The following is a 15,770-nucleotide window of genomic DNA, read 5'->3' as shown; positions in this document are numbered from 1 at the left end:
GGGCGGACAGCGGCCCTTCGCTGCGGAGGCAATCGGATTACCCAAGAAAGTGGAAGCCGACATTCAGAGCGGACCAAGATCGGGTTTGTGCTGCATCGTCGAACGATGGCACCGAGCCCTGATTGAAGCCGGCGCGAGCGCTCTTCTCCGAGATCATCTGCTTACGTCGACCGTGACATCAAGACCAATAAAGTCGTCGTTTGTGCCTTTGAATGTGCCTGACACAGGCGAAATCTGGTGAATGTTGCGGGCGGCGGCCACCGGGATCAGGTTGGCTGAGCCGACCGATCTGTTGGTCGGGTCGAAGGGAATCCAACCCGCGCCAGGAACGAAGACCTCTGTCCAGGCGTGGGTCGCCCCCGCATCCGTGGAGCCGGCGAGATCGCCGTCTGGATTGAACAGGTAGCCGGAGACAAGCCGAGCGGCAATTCCCAGCGTCCGGACCGCCTCGGCGAACAGCACCGCAAAATCGCGGCAGGTGCCCCAGCCTCGGTCCAGCGTCTCGAGGGGGCCCTGTGTGCCTTCGGTGTCCCGGGACTGATAGCGAATGCTGTGTGTGATCGTATTGCTGATGTCCTTGAGCAGAGAGAGCGTGTCGGTCGGTGTTCCGGCGACGATGGGTCGGACCCAAGCGTCCAGGCGCTTTTTCTGGTCCCAGTATTGCGGCGTGAGCAGCGCACCGAGATCCGTGAACTCGTCCAGAGTATAGGAAAAGGGATAGGAGGAAGCCGCAGCCGAAATTGGAAAGACCGGCCAGACCGGTGCCCGCAATTCGACCTCCATCCGGGCAATGATTTCGAGCTGCCGCGCGGGCGCCGCGAAGGCGACCGAGGCGACGGCATTACCTGCCACGTCATGCGACCACTCAAGTGCCGGCTCTGGTCTGATTTCGAGATCGAAGGATGTCAGGCTGAGATCGCGTGTTTCCCTCGGTCGCACCATCAGCTTGTGCCGTCCAAGCGCGATCTCGCGCCGGAAGGTATAGCGCGTCAGGTGAGTGACGATCAGTTTTCTCATCGTGCGCTACGAGGACCGGCTGTCAACACGCCGTCCAGATGAAACCGACGTCTGAACACCGGCTCGCCAAGCCTTAGAGCCCTTACAGCGGGCGCAGATTCGCTCGCCAAAGCCCGCGCTGAGGAAGGGCGTGCGGCAACACAGGCAGCCTCGTAGAGCTGGAACGTCGGTGCAGGCTGGTGTCACTGAGCCATCCCAAGATAAGTCGAGATCTTTGGTCATAGGGACGCCTCTTGGCGTTGCTTGCACAGTATGTTCGCCGTGGTCTGCTTCTCCCGATTTTCGATGCAAGGCTGGGTGGTGTCTTGCAGCGAATGGAGCGAGGCGAGATGACCGGGGATCGTTTCATGTGCCCGTTGCACGCGCGCGAACCGACCCGCCGCAGGGACGCACGTAAATTGAAACTCGTCCCCAATCATAGGCACCCGTTTGGCGCCTCCTTTGGGGGCGTGCCGGCGAAACACATCCAGACCGGTCACACGAGAAAACCTCATTCTCCAATACCCGGGCGAGGGCTGCCCGGACATGGGCTAGCTTCGGGCAATGGAAAGTAAGTTGAAGCTTGGTACCTGAAGGCCGGTGCCGGACTTTGCTGGGCCGTAGACATCACGTTGCGGTAGAGGCTGCGTATCTCAGTTTCTGAGACGCCATCGGCCTCCATCACGAGCCGGATCAGCGGATCTGCCAGCATCCGCTCGATAAACCTGTTGTCAGGGCGCACCGAATGCTGGCGCATCTGGTGGCTGGCGTTCGATCTGCGCCGCACTGCGGTGATTTTCGCGGCGAGCCCCGCGCAGTTCGGTGCGAGGGCGTCTGCCGTTCGGACTGCACGGTGCTGGGGTCCCGAGGTGGAGAGCGAGATAACAAACCGAGGGTCCGTGGGGGCGATCGGGTCTAGGAAAAGGGGCATGACGAAACTCCTGAAAGAAATGGGAAGGGGGGCTGCAGCCCTTAGCAGGTCAGAGACGGGGGGCTGTGTTTTCTGAGGCGTCGTCCAACTTTTGCGTGATGACCTCAAAACCCGACAATGTGCCGGGTCCAAAGATCTGAGTGAGCGGCACGTCCGCCGCATCGCGGCCCCGCGCGACCAAGATACGCCCCGTACGCCGCGTGTTGTTACGTGGATCGAAGGTCCACCACTGGCCGTCGAGAAAGACCTCCATCCATGCGGCGAAGTCGTCCGGCGGGTGGGGCAGAGGCTCTCCGATCTCGCTCAGGTACCCGGTGCAGTAGCGCGCCGGGATGTTCATGCAGCGGCAAAAGGCAATCCCGAGGTGAGTGAAGTCACGGCACACACCGTGGCCGCCGGCCAGCGTCTGCCCGGCGGTGCGCGTGGCGTCCGCTTTCATGTAGTCGAAGGTGACATTGTCATGCACATAATCGCAGATGGCCTGTACCCGCGGCCAACCGGGCGGGGAATCCGCGAACAACGCCCAAGCCTGCTCTGACAACAAGTCGGTGTCGCAGTACCGACTGCCCAGCAGATAGACGAGCGTGTCAAACGGCAGATCTTCCACGGCGAGCTGCTTCGCCTCTGGTGCGTAGATATCCGGGAGGCCGGTATCGCGGAAGATGCCACTGGTGCTCAGGGTGAACTCGCCTGCCGGTGCGACCATTCGAGTGCACCAGTTGCCGAAACCGTCGCGGTAGCTTTCGATGGGAACGCTTGGCTCCGTGACGAGGTAGTCGGCACGTTCGAGATCGCCGAAACGCGAATAGTGGACGTTTAGAAGTGCGATCAACGGCGTCGGCTGCGTCAACGTGTGGGTGATACGGCAGCCAATATGCATCCGGAGTCCCGAAGTCGGGCTTTCGGCCTGAAGCAAACGTGGGTCATCTCTCATAGTTGTTCCTGCCTGACCCATCAGAGGTCATATCAAGGTGCCACCGGGATCCGGATTGAAACTGATGCGCGGTTTCGGGCGAACCGGTCATAAGGCCTGAAGGTGCTTGGGCCCCGTAGCGGCGTCTGCCGCCCCTGTCCGGGCCGCACACCACATGGACCGGGACGTATATTGCGGTATCTGTCCAAGACGGCAGGCTTGGGAAGGTTGCCAGCGCCACGGTGCGGCAGAAGTTGTCGAAGATCAGGTGCAGGATATGACGTATCATCCTTCATCGACCTCACGTTCAGCCGGGGCTTCCAGGTCGAGTTCCGCAAGGCAGGCCTGAGCGATGTCGCGATCAGGCTCCTCGGTGCCAGGCACCGTGGCCCAGCCAGCCTCCATCAGTGCGTCCCGCTGGCGGTAGCGCGTGGCTTCACGAATGGTCTCGATCTTTCCTCGACGCATAGGATCAGCGCGCGCCAGATCCAGGCAGACCGGTACCATCGCGGCCGTCAACGTTTCTTGCGACAAGGTGTTGGCTTGGTCTTGAGCGGTTCCGCCGGTCACCCAGCCACCCCACGAGAATCCAACGATGGTGATGGCCACGGTACCGATCACGGTGCCGACGAGGCCGGGTTTGAGCCAGTCGGGAGCAGTCATAGGGAGTCCTCCAGCGGAGAAAGCGCCGCGTCGCTCTGTTTGGCTTATCAGATTGTTCCCAGCGACATTCGGCACGCTACGGCTCCGGTCGTCCTCAGTGGCGCCGGGGCGATTGGGTAGCGTACGGAGTTGGCAGACAAGCCATCTTCATACATGTCGATGTCGCGAAAGAAGTGCCGCGCATGTCACGGCGGGGCTGCTATAGCCTCTCCCTGATATAGGGTGGTCTGCGTGAAAATACAATCCCCGAGAGAAAACCCTGCCAGACCTTCAAGCGTGCCAGCACCCGTTCGGTTCGCTTCCTGCGCGCCGCGGCGCAGTGGTCCGACTACGAAACCCAACTGCTACGACGTGCCTCAAAGCGGCAGGTTTCTTTCGGATGGCACAGGCCATCCGCCCCGCCCGGCATGCAGGTTGGCTCTGGGCCGGGAACTCGAAGCTGCATAGGCCGCGGCACCACGCGCTGCATGTCCGCGAGCTGCCCTTGCCTGTCGTTCCGATCAAGAGCGGAGGATGACCAAGTCGATCGCTGTGGCCCCGGGTCACCGCCGAGACGTGACGATCATGGGTGCCCTGCAAAGACCGGGGGCCGGGGTGTCGTGCGGTCTAGTGCAGCCGAGCTCGTACCAGATAGGCCAGCACAGAGTCCTCGCCCAGCACCCGAAGCGCCTCCAATCGGTGAAGACCTTCGATCAGCACGTAGCCCTCTCCGTCAGGCCGGACTTGGATTGGGGTGTTTTGCCCTTCCTCCAAGATGCTTTCGGCGATGTTCTGGACCTTGTCCTCGCAAAGCGTCTTCTTTCGCTTGAGCGGAACCCGAATGTCGCTGATCGCGACTGTGTGTTTTTGCAACATCGATGGAGCATGAGCTAGATTGCCGTTCGACGCCAGTCCTTTCGAGGCTGGAAGCGCTGCAGACATTTTCCCGCCATCGGGCTGGGTACTCGGAATGGAACAGGCACGTCCCTTGTGGGTGATGACGAGCGGTGCTTTCGCAGGCGGTTCTCTGTGCGCTGCCGACGTGAGCGGAACCTCCTGTCTCACCCGCAGCTAACGATGGGAAGGTCCGCAGGGCGAGAATGGCGCGTCAACCAACTTCGTCGCTGCGGCGAACGGCGGCAATTAGGGCTGCAACCGCAGAAAGTCCGCTGAGTGCTGAGAGTCTGGTATGGGCCGGTCTCTGCCGGACGGCACCACTCACCTGGACTGCCAGCACGCCGCACCGCCGCAGGTCCGCTCAGAGCCCAGACCTACTATCTTCTACACATCGACGAATGTCGGCTTTCCGACTGCTCATTCGCGCTCCAACCAATTTCTGTTCCACGCGAACCTAAGTCCCCGACGCAATTCTATAGTTGAACCTGAGATGTCGGGCGATTTTATCCTTCGAATTCTTTGGAGGCGTATTGTTCCAACTAGGTCTTCGCCAAGCCCGAAGCCAGACAGTCTTCTGGCACGATAGTCTTTGCAGAAAACGTTCATCTGCGCAAAGCCAAGCGGAAGATATTTCACAACAGAAAACCAAGATTGTTCCCGGCGGGCTATCTTTCGTGCTTGCCGAATAATCGTCCGACTATACCGCCGAACAATATCCTGATTCACGGGCGCGTTGTCTGACTCAATGACAACGTCAGCATTGAGGACTGCGCCCCAGCCATTCCGGTGGATGCTTGCGCTGCGTACTATCATTTGTGGCCTGCCTGTGTGGGAACGGTAGTCTGCCAAAGCAACAGGCCATCCAACCGCGAGAACGAACTTTAGTGTGTTCACCTTTTTCTGCCAGCGGAACATTCTTCGGGTCGCAGCAAACATCGGCAAGTAGTCTTGTATGACATCGGTATACTGTTCGATGCTATGTTCTTTCAGGCGGTGTGCTGCCAGTTCATTTCCGTGGAAGCTCGCCATTCCCGGTAAACCGTTCGGACCACGCATCGAAATGAAGTACCGATCAAAACCCGGTGCAGCACCTTCGGCCAGTACCGCTGTTTGAAAGGTTGAAAACCTTATCTTGTCTTCGTCCATCGTCTTGGCGTCACAGTAGACAATCAACTGACTTTTGCCGCCCAATATCGTCGAGGGTAAGATGCCGTTCACTTCCCAGTACGGCGTCTGGCTTTCGGCTCTAATTTCTTCAACCATAAGGTTTTGTGGTACAAGACCTTCATTGCCCAACCGCGTCAATGCAAAAACTGAATACGCCAAAAGCAGCCCATTACAGGTATCTAGAAAATCGTCAAATTTCCGAACGACATCATACGACTTAAACGTCGCTTCCTTTCCCTTGCTGTCTCTGTAGATGATCTCGTTGGAGGAGTACTTGACGCCACCATGCGCAATCCCATTTCGCATTAAATGAACGTACGACAACTTCACTTTGGCAAATGGTTCATCCGGCAATTCCGCCACTATATTGTATAGATTCAGACCATCTGTGCCTTTGCCCGATGAAAGGCGTGAAAAGTACGCCACCAAATGTAGAAGCGGCTGGAAAACAGCTTCGACAAGCCGCAGGTAGGCCGGGTGCATATCCCGATCTATTAGAATTAAAGACCGGTAATCGTCACCCGCTTTGACTTCTCTGTCATGCCACTCCTGCGCATTGATTTCCTTCGCGTGCAGGAAAGCGTTGTCAATTTCCTCGCTTCTGTTCGCAACGTACAAGCGTAGCTCTTTCGCGTAGTTGTTTTCAATATCCAGCAATGCCTCGTGTAAAGCAGAAAACGCAGCCTGTGAATAGAAGCGCTCTGGACGTGATGAAACATATTTTCGGAACGTGAGTGCAGGTACATTCGACCCGGAAACAAGTTCAGGAATGTGGTTGTAAATTTCCGACGCTTGCAATTCGTGGAGCCGGAAAAGTAGGGGGTTTTTCATCGGAAATTAACTTATACTTATCGAGCTTAAGGGCCCTCACTTTTCATGCCGGTTGCAAGGGTCGCATTTTAGTATGACCTTGGTGGTCAGATTGCTAGCTGTATACGTGTAGCTGCTAAGTGCTGTCTCCCGGGGGGGGGTATAGATGACTACTGCTCATAGACACCGTGTATTGTACATCCAGAAATTAGCCGTTGATATCCTGCGGGCAGACGGTAGTTCATTTTACATAAAAAATCAACGAAATCAGTCTGATTCCTAGAATTGCAAATCCGCTGAGTAGTCGTGCATCACAAACCCTACCGGCGGCGCCGTAAAACCGGACCCTGGGACAACGGCGGCTTCGGTCCGCACTTCTGTCCCCGGGGACCTAGACGATGCTGCGCGGCGCCATGAAGGTCTGGTATGGGGAAGCCGCGGTGCGGCAATGGCTATCCAAGCGAATGTCCGGAAAGGGCCGGAAGCGTCAAGAATCCCAGACATGGACGCGCCTGCAACCACGTTCGCTGCTTGAGCGAAGCGGACCTCGCTGTGCTACGCAGACATTGTCGGCCTCCGAAGCGCCGGAGCGGGCGGTGTCTCTGGCAGCGCAACATGGTGTCTCTGCCGGTGACCTGCCTCTGTGGTTTTTTATCTTCGAGAGGCTGGGCGCCCCTTAAAGAGTTCGCCTATTGTTCGGTTCAGGCCGTTGCGAGCTCCCGCAACCAGACTATAACACAAAGCCCTCGCTCCTCGCGGGGGCTTTGTCGTATCCGCATCTCCCAAGGTCAGAATGCCCGTCAAATCGCTGCTGAGCGCGAGCCACTACACGTCGAGCGCCCACGCATGTTCGGTTGTGTCGGTATCCGCCACGCCAGGCCGGTGGTCGCGAGGCGCTCTAATGCGCAGATCCGCCTCGCTTCTATGGGGGCAGGGCTACGTCGTGCAGCTCCCCTCAGAAGGAGCCGGACACGAAGGCTTGTATAGATGGCACGGAAGATCGCCCCACTTTGTCCGATACACTTAAGGAGGTACTGCACGACATGATCCGACACGTTTTCATCGCCCTGATGCTCGCCACCCCGGCGGTTGCTCAGGACATCGAGTTCTCGACTGATGCGACCGAGAACTGCCTCGAGAACGACGGCGCCGACTGCATCGGCCGCTCTGCCGACGCCTGCATGGAGGCGACCGACGGCGGGACCTCCACAGCCGGGATGGGCGCCTGCCTCGAGAAGGAGCTTGAGTGGTGGGACGGCCGGCTCAACGACGCCTATGGCAAGGCGATGGAGGTGGCGCGGTCCGCCGACGAAGCCGAGGGGGAGCGCCCGTTGACCCAGGCCGACGCCCTGCGCGAGATGCAGCGCGCATGGATCACGTTCCGGGACGCGAAGTGCGACTGGGAGGCGGTGCAATGGGGCGGAGGCACCGGCGCGGGGCCAGCGCGGCTGTCCTGCCTGATGCATACGACCGGCGAGCAGTCCCTCGTTCTTGAACGGCATCTCGAACAGAGGTGAACGCACCCGGCAACTGGTTCGGACCCGCGGCAGGACTCTGTGGCGGGGCTGACCCTTGCGCGGCGGTGACAGGGGCGCGAGGCGCGGGAAGACCGGGGCAGCAACCCCATGATCGATTCCGGGAGGTGAGGGGGGGCAGCCACGGCGGCCCACCCCCTTAGGTCGGCTGCGATAGCCCGAAGCCCCTCGCGCGAGAAGCTGTCCGTGCCTCTGGCCTAGGCCAAGCGCGAGACACCACCGCAAAGAAAAAGGGGGCCGAGGCCCCCTTCCTGTCTCATCGCGATGTCTGCGGGTCAGCCGCCGAAATCGTCGAGCATGATGTCTTCACGGTCGACGCCGAGATCGAGCAGCATGTTGATCACCGACTGGTTCATGATCGGCGGGCCGCACATGTAGAACTCGCAATCCTCGGGGTTCGGGTGGTCCTTCAGATATTCCTCGTAGAGCACGTTGTGGATGAAGCCGGTGTAGCCCTTCCATTCGTCCTCGGGGAGCGCATCCGAGAGCGCCACGTGCCACTCGAAGTTCGAAAACTCCGCCGCCAGCTCGTCAAAATCCTCGACGAAGAACATCTCGCGCTTGGAACGGGCGCCGTACCAGAAGGTGATCTTCCGGTCGCGATTCTCGAGCCGCTTGAGCTGGTCGAAGATGTGGCTGCGCATCGGCGCCATGCCGGCACCGCCACCGATGAAGACCATTTCCATCTGGGTGTCGCGGGCGAAGAACTCGCCGAACGGGCCGGAAATGGTGACCTTGTCGCCGGGCTTGAGGTTGAAGATGTAGGACGACATCTGCCCCGGCGGAATCCCGGTGGAGCCCGGGGGCGGCGAGGCCACGCGGACGTTGAGCATGATCAGGCCCTTCTCGTCCGGGTAGTTCGCCATCGAGTAGGCGCGTTCGATCGGCTCGTCGACGACCGATTCATACTGCCACAGATCGAACTTGTCCCAATCCGGCCGGTATTCCTCGGCGATGTCGAACTCCTTGTAGGAGAGCTTGTGCGCGGGCGCCTCGATCTGGATGTAGCCGCCGGCGCGGAAGTTGACGTCCTCGCCCTCGGGAAGCTCGAGTACGAGATTCTTGATGAAGGTCGCGACGTTGTCGTTGGAACGCACGGTGCATTCCCACTTCTTGACGCCGAAGACCTCTTCGGGAACCTCGATATCCATGTCCTGCTTGACCGCCACCTGACAGGACAGGCGGTCGCCGCAGGCGGCCTCGCGCTTGGTGATGTGGGTTTCCTCGGTGGGCAGGATCGACCCGCCACCGGAGTGGATCCGCACGCGGCATTGCGCGCAGGTGCCGCCCCCGCCGCAGGCGGAGGGGACAAAGAGCTTCTGGGCCGCCAGCGTCTGCAGCAGCTTGCCGCCCGCCGGGACCGAGATGGTCTTTTCGTTGTTGATGGTGATGTTGACGTTGCCCGACGACACAAGGCGCGACCGCGCGGCCATGATGATGGTCACCAAAGCGACCACGATCAGGGTGAAGAGAACGACGCCGAGGCTGAAAGTAAGCATAGTGGTTCTGTCCTCCGCCTCAGAGATTCACGCCGCTGAAGGACATGAAGGCCAGAGCCATCAGTCCCGCGGAGATGAAGGTGACGCCAAGCCCCTGAAGGCCGTCCGGGATGTCGGAGTATTTCAGCTTTTCGCGCACACCGGCCATGGCAGTGATCGCCAGCGCCCAGCCAAAGCCCGACGAGGCGCCATAGGTCAGGGCCTCGGGGAAGTCGTAGGCGCGCTCCACCATGAACAGCGAGCCGCCAAGGATGGCGCAGTTCACCGTGATCAGCGGCAGGAACACCCCCAGCGCGTTGTAGAGCGGCGGGAAATACTTATCGAGCACCATCTCGAGGATCTGCACCAGCGCGGCGATGACCCCGATATACGAGATCAGGCCGAGGAAGGTGAGGTCCACGTCCGGGAACCCGGCCCAGGCCAGCGCCCCTGGCGCCAGCAGGTAGTTCAGGATCAGGTTGTTGGCGGGCACGGTGATGGTCTGAACGATCATCACCGAGATGCCGAGCCCGATGGCGGTCGAGATCTTCTTCGACACGGCGATGAAGGTACACATGCCGAGGAAGAAGGACAGCGCCAGGTTCTCGACGAAGATCGCCTTTACGGCGAGAGAGACGAGACCTTCCATCAGTGCGCCTCCACGGTCTGGATCTTGAATTCACGCTCTTCGACCTGCTTCGGCTTCCACGAGCGGATCGCCCAGATCAGAAGGCCGATGATGAAGAACGCCGAGGGCGGCAGCAGCAACATGCCGTTGGGCACGTACCAGCCGCCGTTGTTGACGGTCTCGAAGATGGTGATCCCGAACAGCGACCCGGCCCCGAAGAGCTCGCGGATGAAGCCCACGACCATCAGGATCAGCCCGTAGCCCAGCCCGTTGCCGACGCCGTCGATGAAGCTGGCCACCGGCGGGTTGCTCATGGCGAAGGCCTCGGCGCGGCCCATCACGATGCAGTTGGTGATGATCAGGCCGACGAAGACCGAAAGCGTCTTGGAGATCTCGTAGGCGTAGGCCTTGAGCACCTGGTCGACGAGGATCACGAGGCTTGCGATGATCACCATCTGCACGATGATCCGGATCGAGCTCGGGATCTGGTTGCGCAGCATCGAGATGAACAGCGACGAGAACCCGGTCACCATCGTCACCGCGAGCGCCATCACGAAGGCCACGCTCAGCGACGAGGTCACCGCGAGGGCCGAGCAGATGCCCAGGACCTGCAGCGTGATCGGGTTGTTGTCGATCAACGGATCGACAAGTTGCGATTTGCGTGTCTGAGCCATCAGATTTCTCCTGCCTTCAGCCGCTCGAGGAACGGGCCGTAGCCCTGCTCACCCATCCAGAAGCGGACAAGGTTGTGAACCCCGCGCGAGGTCAGGGTCGCCCCCGCCAGCGCGTCGATGTAATAGTCCTGGCCAGCCGGCGGCGGTGCCTTGGCGACGGTGATCTGCAGATCGCCATCCTCGTCGCGCAGCTTCTTGCCGTTCCACAGGGCCTTCCAGCGCGGGTTGTCGACCTCGGCGCCAAGGCCCGGGGTCTCGCCGTGCTGGTAGAACTGCAGGCCGTAGATGTCGTTGCCGTTCTCTTCCAGCGCGATGAAGCCGTAGAGTGTCGACCACAGGCCATAGCCCTCGATCGGGAGGATCACCTTGTCGATGCCGCCATCCTCGGTGCGCAGGATATAGACCATGCGATAGGCCTGCATCGCGCCCCCCAGACCCGCCGGGTCCTCGTCGAGGGCGCGGATGATCGCCGGGTCGCCCTTGGCGGCCAGCTCGTCGAACGTGTCGATGTCGAACTGGTCGGTGAACTCGCCGGTCGACAGGTCGACCACGTGCGGCTCCATCGCCTCGAACGCTTCGGCGACGGTCACGTCTGGGTCGTAGACTCCGGCCACCTGCAGCACGTTCGACTGCTTGTCGCGCAGGGCGTTGGCCTGCTGCACCGGGCGCAGCGACACCGCTGCCGCCGACACCACCATCGAAGCCACGAGGCAGAGCGTTACCGCCACGATGACGGTCTTGGTGACCGAGTCGTTGGGCATGTCGAGGAAGCGACGGAAGAGGCCTTTGTTCTCGTTCGCGTCAGGCATTGCGCTTGGCCCTCCGTTTGATGTTGGCCTGAACGACGAAGTAGTCGATCAGCGGCGCAAAGACGTTGCCGAACAGGATCGCGAGCATCATGCCTTCGGGGAAGGCCGGGTTCAGGACGCGGATCATCACGACCATGAAACCGATCAGCGCGCCGTAGATCCAGCGTCCGGTGTTGGTGTGGCTGGCCGAGACCGGCTCGGTCACCATGAAGACGAGGCCGAAGGCGTAGCCGCCGACCACGAGGTGCCAGTACCACGGCATCGCGAACATCGGGTTGCTGTCGGAGCCGATGACGTTGAGCAGCGACGAGAACGCGATCATGCCGAGCAGACAGCCGGCGACGAGACGCCAGTTGGCGATCTTGGTCAGCAGCAGGAAGGCAAGGCCGATCAGGCAGGCGATGGTCGAGGTCTCGCCGAGGCAGCCCTGGATCGTGCCGATGAAGGCGTCCATCCAGGTGATGCCGCGCTCGGGCAGGGCGGTAAAACCGTCGCTTGCGCTGACCGAGAGCGCGGTCGCGCCCGAGAAGCCGTCGACCGGCGTCCAGACCGAGTCGCCCGACATCTGCGCCGGGTAGGCGAAGTAGAGGAAGGCACGGCCGACCAGCGCCGGGTTGAGGAAGTTCTTGCCGGTGCCGCCGAACACTTCCTTGCCGATCACCACGCCGAAGATGATGCCGAGCGCGACCTGCCACAGCGGCGTCGAGGCCGGCAGGATCAGGGTGTAGAGCATCGAGCTGACGAGGAAGCCCTCGTTCACTTCGTGGCGGCGGACCACCGCGAAGATCACCTCGAAGATGCCGCCGGCAACCAGCGTGACCAGATAGATCGGCAGGAAATACAGCAGCCCGTGCAGCATGTTGGCAAGCGGATTGGCCGGATTGAAGCCGATCCCCAGCGTCTCGATGATCCACGCGCGCCAGCCCGAAGCGCCGTACTCGGCGATCGCGAGGTTGGTCTGCAGGCCGGTGTTGTAGAGACCGAACAGGATGCACGGGATCGTCGCCAGCACCACGTAGGTCATGATCCGCTTCATATCGATGTAGGAGCGGGCATGGGGGGCGACGGTGGTCACCGTCTTGGGTGTGTAGACGAGGCTCTCCACCATCTCGTAGATGGAATAGTATTTCTCGTACCTTCCGCCCTTGTGGAAGTGCGGCTCGATACGGTCGAAGACATTGCGCAGACCCACGGCCTTACCCCTCCTTCTCGATCTTGATGAGGCTGTCGCGCAGGGCGAGGCCATATTCGTACTTGGCCGGGCAGGCGAAGCCGCAGAGCGCGAGGTCTTCCTCGTCGAGCTCCAATGCGCCGAGTGCCTGCGCGGTGTCGGTGTCCATCACCAGAAGCGAGCGCAGCAGCTGCGTCGGCAGGAAATCCTGCGGCATCAGCTCTTCGAAGGTGCCCAGCGGCACCATGGCGCGGCGGCCACCGTTGAGGTTCGAGGTCAGTGCGTAGAGCTTCTTGCTGAAGGCCGAGCCAAGCACCGGCTGGTAGGCGTACTTGGACGGCATCGGAAGGATCCAGCCCAGCGTGTTCTGCTCGCGGTCTTCCTTGATCAGGGTGATCTGGCGCGCGTAGCGGCCAAGATAGCAGGTCGGGCCAGCGCCCATACGGCCGCTCAGGATCGAGCCCGAGATCACCCGCACCGGCTGCTTGGTCTGCAGGTCGTCATGGCAGAGGTCCGCCATCGAAGCGCCAGCGATGGTGCGCACGAGCCGGGGCTTGCGGCAAAGCGGTCCCGAAAGCGCGATGGTGCGCGACATGTCGAGCCGGCCGGTGTCGAGCAGTTTCCCGATCGCGATGACGTCGTGATAGCCGATGCTCCACACCGTCTTGCTGGCCGAGGGCGGCTCGAGGAAGTGCATGTGTGTGCCGGCAAGGCCCGCCGGGTGCGGACCCGAGAAGCCCGCCACGTAGACCCCCGGCATCCCGCCGCCCGGAACGTCGCTGTCGGCATCCTGGCACAGGTAGACATGGCCCTCGGTCAGCAGGGTCATCGCCCGCAGGCCGTGGGTGAAGGCCTTGGCATCCTCGGCGATGATCTTCGCCGGGTCGCCGCTCAGCGGCTCGCTGTCCATCGCGGTGACGTAGATCGCCGCAGGGCGGGTCTCGGGCTCGGGAACCTTGGAGTAGGGACGGGTGCGGAACGAGGTCCAGAGACCGGCGGCGCAAAGACGCTCCGCCACGCCCTCGGACGTGTGCGGATCACCGACGGCGGAGAAGTCCACCGGCTCGGCGGCGTTCTCGTCGATCTCGATCTCCACGCTGATCAGCTTGCGGCGGGCGCCGCGGTTGATCGCCTTGATTCGTCCGGAAACCGGCGAGGTGACCTGAACCGTGGGCGTGTCCTTATGCGCCAGAATGGGCGCGCCGGCAGCAACCAGATCGCCTTCCTGGACCGCCAGTCGCGGCTTCAGCCCGATGTAATCGTCTCCGAGGATGGCGACTGTTCTGACCGTGGGGGCGTCTTGAATTTCCCCTTCGGGTGCCCCCAGTACAGGGACATCAAGACCTTTCTTTAACGTATATCGCTGCACGTTGTTTCGTCCTGTCCATTTTTGCGGGTCTTATGCGCTCCCGTGCCGGATTTTGGAAGTTCCTCAGAGGCGATTCTCCAATTTATTGTTGAACTGCCCCCGAACTTCGCCCAGAAGCCCACCATCTCATCGTCGTACATGAAGCAGCCTTCAGCGGAGATATCCCCGTGACCAAGCCCATCCTCCTTTCTCGCCGTAGCCTCCTTGCAATGCCTCTCGCCTTGGCAGCGTGCAAGAAGGGATGGTCGATCCTCGAACTGACCGGGCTGACCATGGGAACCAGCTATTCCATCGTGGCGGTCGACCATTCGCGTCAGATCGACAAGGCCGAGCTGAAGGCCGCCGTCGAGGCAAAACTTGCCACGGTGAACACCCAGATGTCCAACTGGGACAGCCGCTCGGAGATTTCGCGCTTCAACGCCTCCGGCGCGACCGACAGCTTCGCCGTCTCGCATGAGCTGGCCCACGTGATGCAGGCCGCGCAGGACGTGAACGCCGCGAGCGACGGGCGCTTCGACGTCACCGTCGGCCCGCTGATCGATCTCTGGGGCTTCGGCGCCACCGGCACCCGCAACGACGAGCCCACCACGCGCGAGATCGCCGATGCACTGGCCTGCTGCGGCCAGACCGAGTCGCTCCGCGTCGGCAACGGCGCGCTGCAGAAGCTGCGCCCCGAGGCCGAGGTCTATCTCTCGGCCATCGGCAAGGGCTTCGGCGTCGACCAGGTCGCCAGCGCGCTCAAGGAATTCGGCCTCACCGACTACATGGTCGAGATCGGTGGCGATCTCTACACCGCCGGCAAGAACCCCGACGGCCAGCCCTGGCAGATCGGCATCGAGTCGCCGGAAGCCTTCGATCGCGGCGTGATGAAGGTCGTGGGCCTGTCGGATCACGGCATGGCGACCTCGGGCGACTACCGCAACTTCTTCGAGAAGGACGGCAAGCGCTACTCGCACATCATCGACGCCACCACCGGCCGCCCGGTCACCCACGCCACCGCCTCGGTGACCGTGCTGACCGAGAACGCCATGCTGGCCGATGCCTGGGCCACGGCGCTGCTGGTGCTGGGCACCGAGCGCGGCCTCGAGATCGCAAATGATCGTGAGATGGCGGTTCTCTTCGTTGATCGCGCCGGCAAGGCGGGCGACAAGGGGTTCACCACGACGGCCAGCAAGCGCTTCGAGACGCTGCAGGCCTGAGCCTGAAGGCGGCCTGCGGGCCGCCGCCCTGTCGCCGGTACAGGCGCATTCGATACAAGAAAAGGTCGGTCCGACGTGTCGACGTTCCTTCTCGCCTTTGGTCTCCTGATGATCGTCATGCTGGGCATGGCGCTCGGTGTCATCCTCAACGGACGCACCATCAAGGGAAGCTGCGGCGGACTGAACGCGATTGCCGACGCGGATCACTGCGTGGTCTGCAAGCAGGAGATCGACCCCGACAGCCCGCTGCGCGACCGTTTGCACTGCCCGAAGGCGCGCAAGATGCTCGAAGAGATGGAGCGCGAACGGGCCTGAGTTGCTGGTACGCCGTTTTTAGCGGACCCCTCATTGGGACCTTCCGATGCCCTCGCGCTCAGCCGCGAGGGCGTTTTGTTTTCGGGGGTAGGTTTCTCGGCTGTCCTGCGGGCCCCGCGCGGCATCGACGGGCGGTGGGCTTGGTGTCGCGCCGCGAGGTCTTTCGCACTTGGTTCGTCTAAATCGAGGGGCTCGACCGCTTGACCGTCCGTCACGCCCCGAGATCGAGTTCAGGG

14 protein-coding genes are annotated in these 15,770 nt (G+C 61.5%); 3 read left to right on the top strand and 11 right to left on the bottom strand.

Features of this window, described 5'->3' with window-relative positions:
• Nucleotides 1-153: 153 nt before the first annotated feature.
• The 5 genes from LCM15_RS16820 to LCM15_RS16800 form a co-directional block, all read right to left on the bottom strand.
• Nucleotides 154-1,017, bottom strand: a complete 864-nt coding sequence (locus LCM15_RS16820; protein ID WP_224858449.1) for a transglutaminase family protein — start codon at nucleotides 1,015-1,017, stop codon at nucleotides 154-156.
• Between the two features lie 959 nt (nucleotides 1,018-1,976).
• Nucleotides 1,977-2,807 carry a transglutaminase-like domain-containing protein gene (locus tag LCM15_RS16815; protein ID WP_224858450.1) on the bottom strand — a complete coding sequence of 277 codons (831 nt, stop codon included), beginning with the start codon at nucleotides 2,805-2,807 and terminating at the stop codon, nucleotides 1,977-1,979.
• Between the two features lie 318 nt (nucleotides 2,808-3,125).
• Nucleotides 3,126-3,503 carry a hypothetical protein gene (locus tag LCM15_RS16810; RefSeq protein ID WP_224858448.1) on the bottom strand — a complete coding sequence of 126 codons (378 nt, stop codon included), beginning with the start codon at nucleotides 3,501-3,503 and terminating at the stop codon, nucleotides 3,126-3,128.
• Nucleotides 3,504-4,109: 606 nt separating this feature from the next.
• Nucleotides 4,110-4,424: a ParB N-terminal domain-containing protein gene (locus LCM15_RS16805; RefSeq protein WP_224858447.1), complete on the bottom strand. Its 315-nt coding sequence runs from the start codon at nucleotides 4,422-4,424 to the stop codon at nucleotides 4,110-4,112.
• A gap of 372 nt (nucleotides 4,425-4,796) precedes the next feature.
• Nucleotides 4,797-6,377, bottom strand: a complete 1,581-nt coding sequence (locus tag LCM15_RS16800) for a hypothetical protein (RefSeq protein WP_224858446.1) — start codon at nucleotides 6,375-6,377, stop codon at nucleotides 4,797-4,799.
• Between the two features lie 1,022 nt (nucleotides 6,378-7,399).
• On the opposite strand from LCM15_RS16800, the gene LCM15_RS16795 reads away from it, so the two are divergent.
• Nucleotides 7,400-7,873, top strand: a complete 474-nt coding sequence (locus LCM15_RS16795) for a lysozyme inhibitor LprI family protein (RefSeq protein ID WP_224858445.1) — start codon at nucleotides 7,400-7,402, stop codon at nucleotides 7,871-7,873.
• Between the two features lie 293 nt (nucleotides 7,874-8,166).
• On the opposite strand, the gene nqrF is transcribed toward LCM15_RS16795, so the two are convergent.
• From nqrF to LCM15_RS16765, 6 genes are read right to left on the bottom strand one after another with little or no spacing between them, the layout of a single operon-like run.
• Nucleotides 8,167-9,390, bottom strand: a complete 1,224-nt coding sequence (nqrF, locus tag LCM15_RS16790) for an NADH:ubiquinone reductase (Na(+)-transporting) subunit F (protein WP_224858443.1) — start codon at nucleotides 9,388-9,390, stop codon at nucleotides 8,167-8,169.
• A gap of 19 nt (nucleotides 9,391-9,409) precedes the next feature.
• Entirely contained in the window at nucleotides 9,410-10,018 is a 609-nt protein-coding gene (nqrE, locus tag LCM15_RS16785; protein ID WP_224858441.1) for an NADH:ubiquinone reductase (Na(+)-transporting) subunit E, read from the bottom strand.
• Complete coding sequence (locus LCM15_RS16780; protein ID WP_224858439.1) at nucleotides 10,018-10,671, bottom strand: NADH:ubiquinone reductase (Na(+)-transporting) subunit D; 654 nt, start codon at nucleotides 10,669-10,671, stop codon at nucleotides 10,018-10,020. The genes nqrE and LCM15_RS16780 overlap by 1 nt, the downstream gene beginning before the upstream one ends.
• Nucleotides 10,671-11,480: a Na(+)-translocating NADH-quinone reductase subunit C gene (locus LCM15_RS16775; RefSeq protein WP_224858437.1), complete on the bottom strand. Its 810-nt coding sequence runs from the start codon at nucleotides 11,478-11,480 to the stop codon at nucleotides 10,671-10,673. The genes LCM15_RS16780 and LCM15_RS16775 overlap by 1 nt, the downstream gene beginning before the upstream one ends.
• On the bottom strand, nucleotides 11,473-12,672 hold the full coding sequence (locus LCM15_RS16770) for an NADH:ubiquinone reductase (Na(+)-transporting) subunit B (RefSeq protein ID WP_224858435.1): 1,200 nt from the start codon (nucleotides 12,670-12,672) through the stop codon (nucleotides 11,473-11,475). Before LCM15_RS16770 ends, LCM15_RS16775 begins: the two co-directional genes overlap by 8 nt.
• Nucleotides 12,673-12,676: 4 nt before the next feature.
• Nucleotides 12,677-14,020 carry a Na(+)-translocating NADH-quinone reductase subunit A gene (locus tag LCM15_RS16765; protein ID WP_224858433.1) on the bottom strand — a complete coding sequence of 448 codons (1,344 nt, stop codon included), beginning with the start codon at nucleotides 14,018-14,020 and terminating at the stop codon, nucleotides 12,677-12,679.
• Between the two features lie 209 nt (nucleotides 14,021-14,229).
• On the opposite strand from LCM15_RS16765, the gene LCM15_RS16760 reads away from it, so the two are divergent.
• On the top strand, nucleotides 14,230-15,219 hold the full coding sequence (locus tag LCM15_RS16760; RefSeq protein WP_224858431.1) for an FAD:protein FMN transferase: 990 nt from the start codon (nucleotides 14,230-14,232) through the stop codon (nucleotides 15,217-15,219).
• Nucleotides 15,220-15,294: 75 nt separating this feature from the next.
• Nucleotides 15,295-15,534, top strand: coding sequence for a (Na+)-NQR maturation NqrM (gene nqrM, locus LCM15_RS16755; RefSeq protein WP_007796378.1), 240 nt, complete (start codon nucleotides 15,295-15,297; stop codon nucleotides 15,532-15,534).
• Nucleotides 15,535-15,770 lie beyond the last annotated feature (236 nt).

The organism is Salipiger bermudensis (assembly GCF_020171625.1).
GTDB lineage: Bacteria > Pseudomonadota > Alphaproteobacteria > Rhodobacterales > Rhodobacteraceae > Salipiger > Salipiger bermudensis_B.
This window is presented reverse-complemented; position numbering and strand designations above follow the sequence as displayed.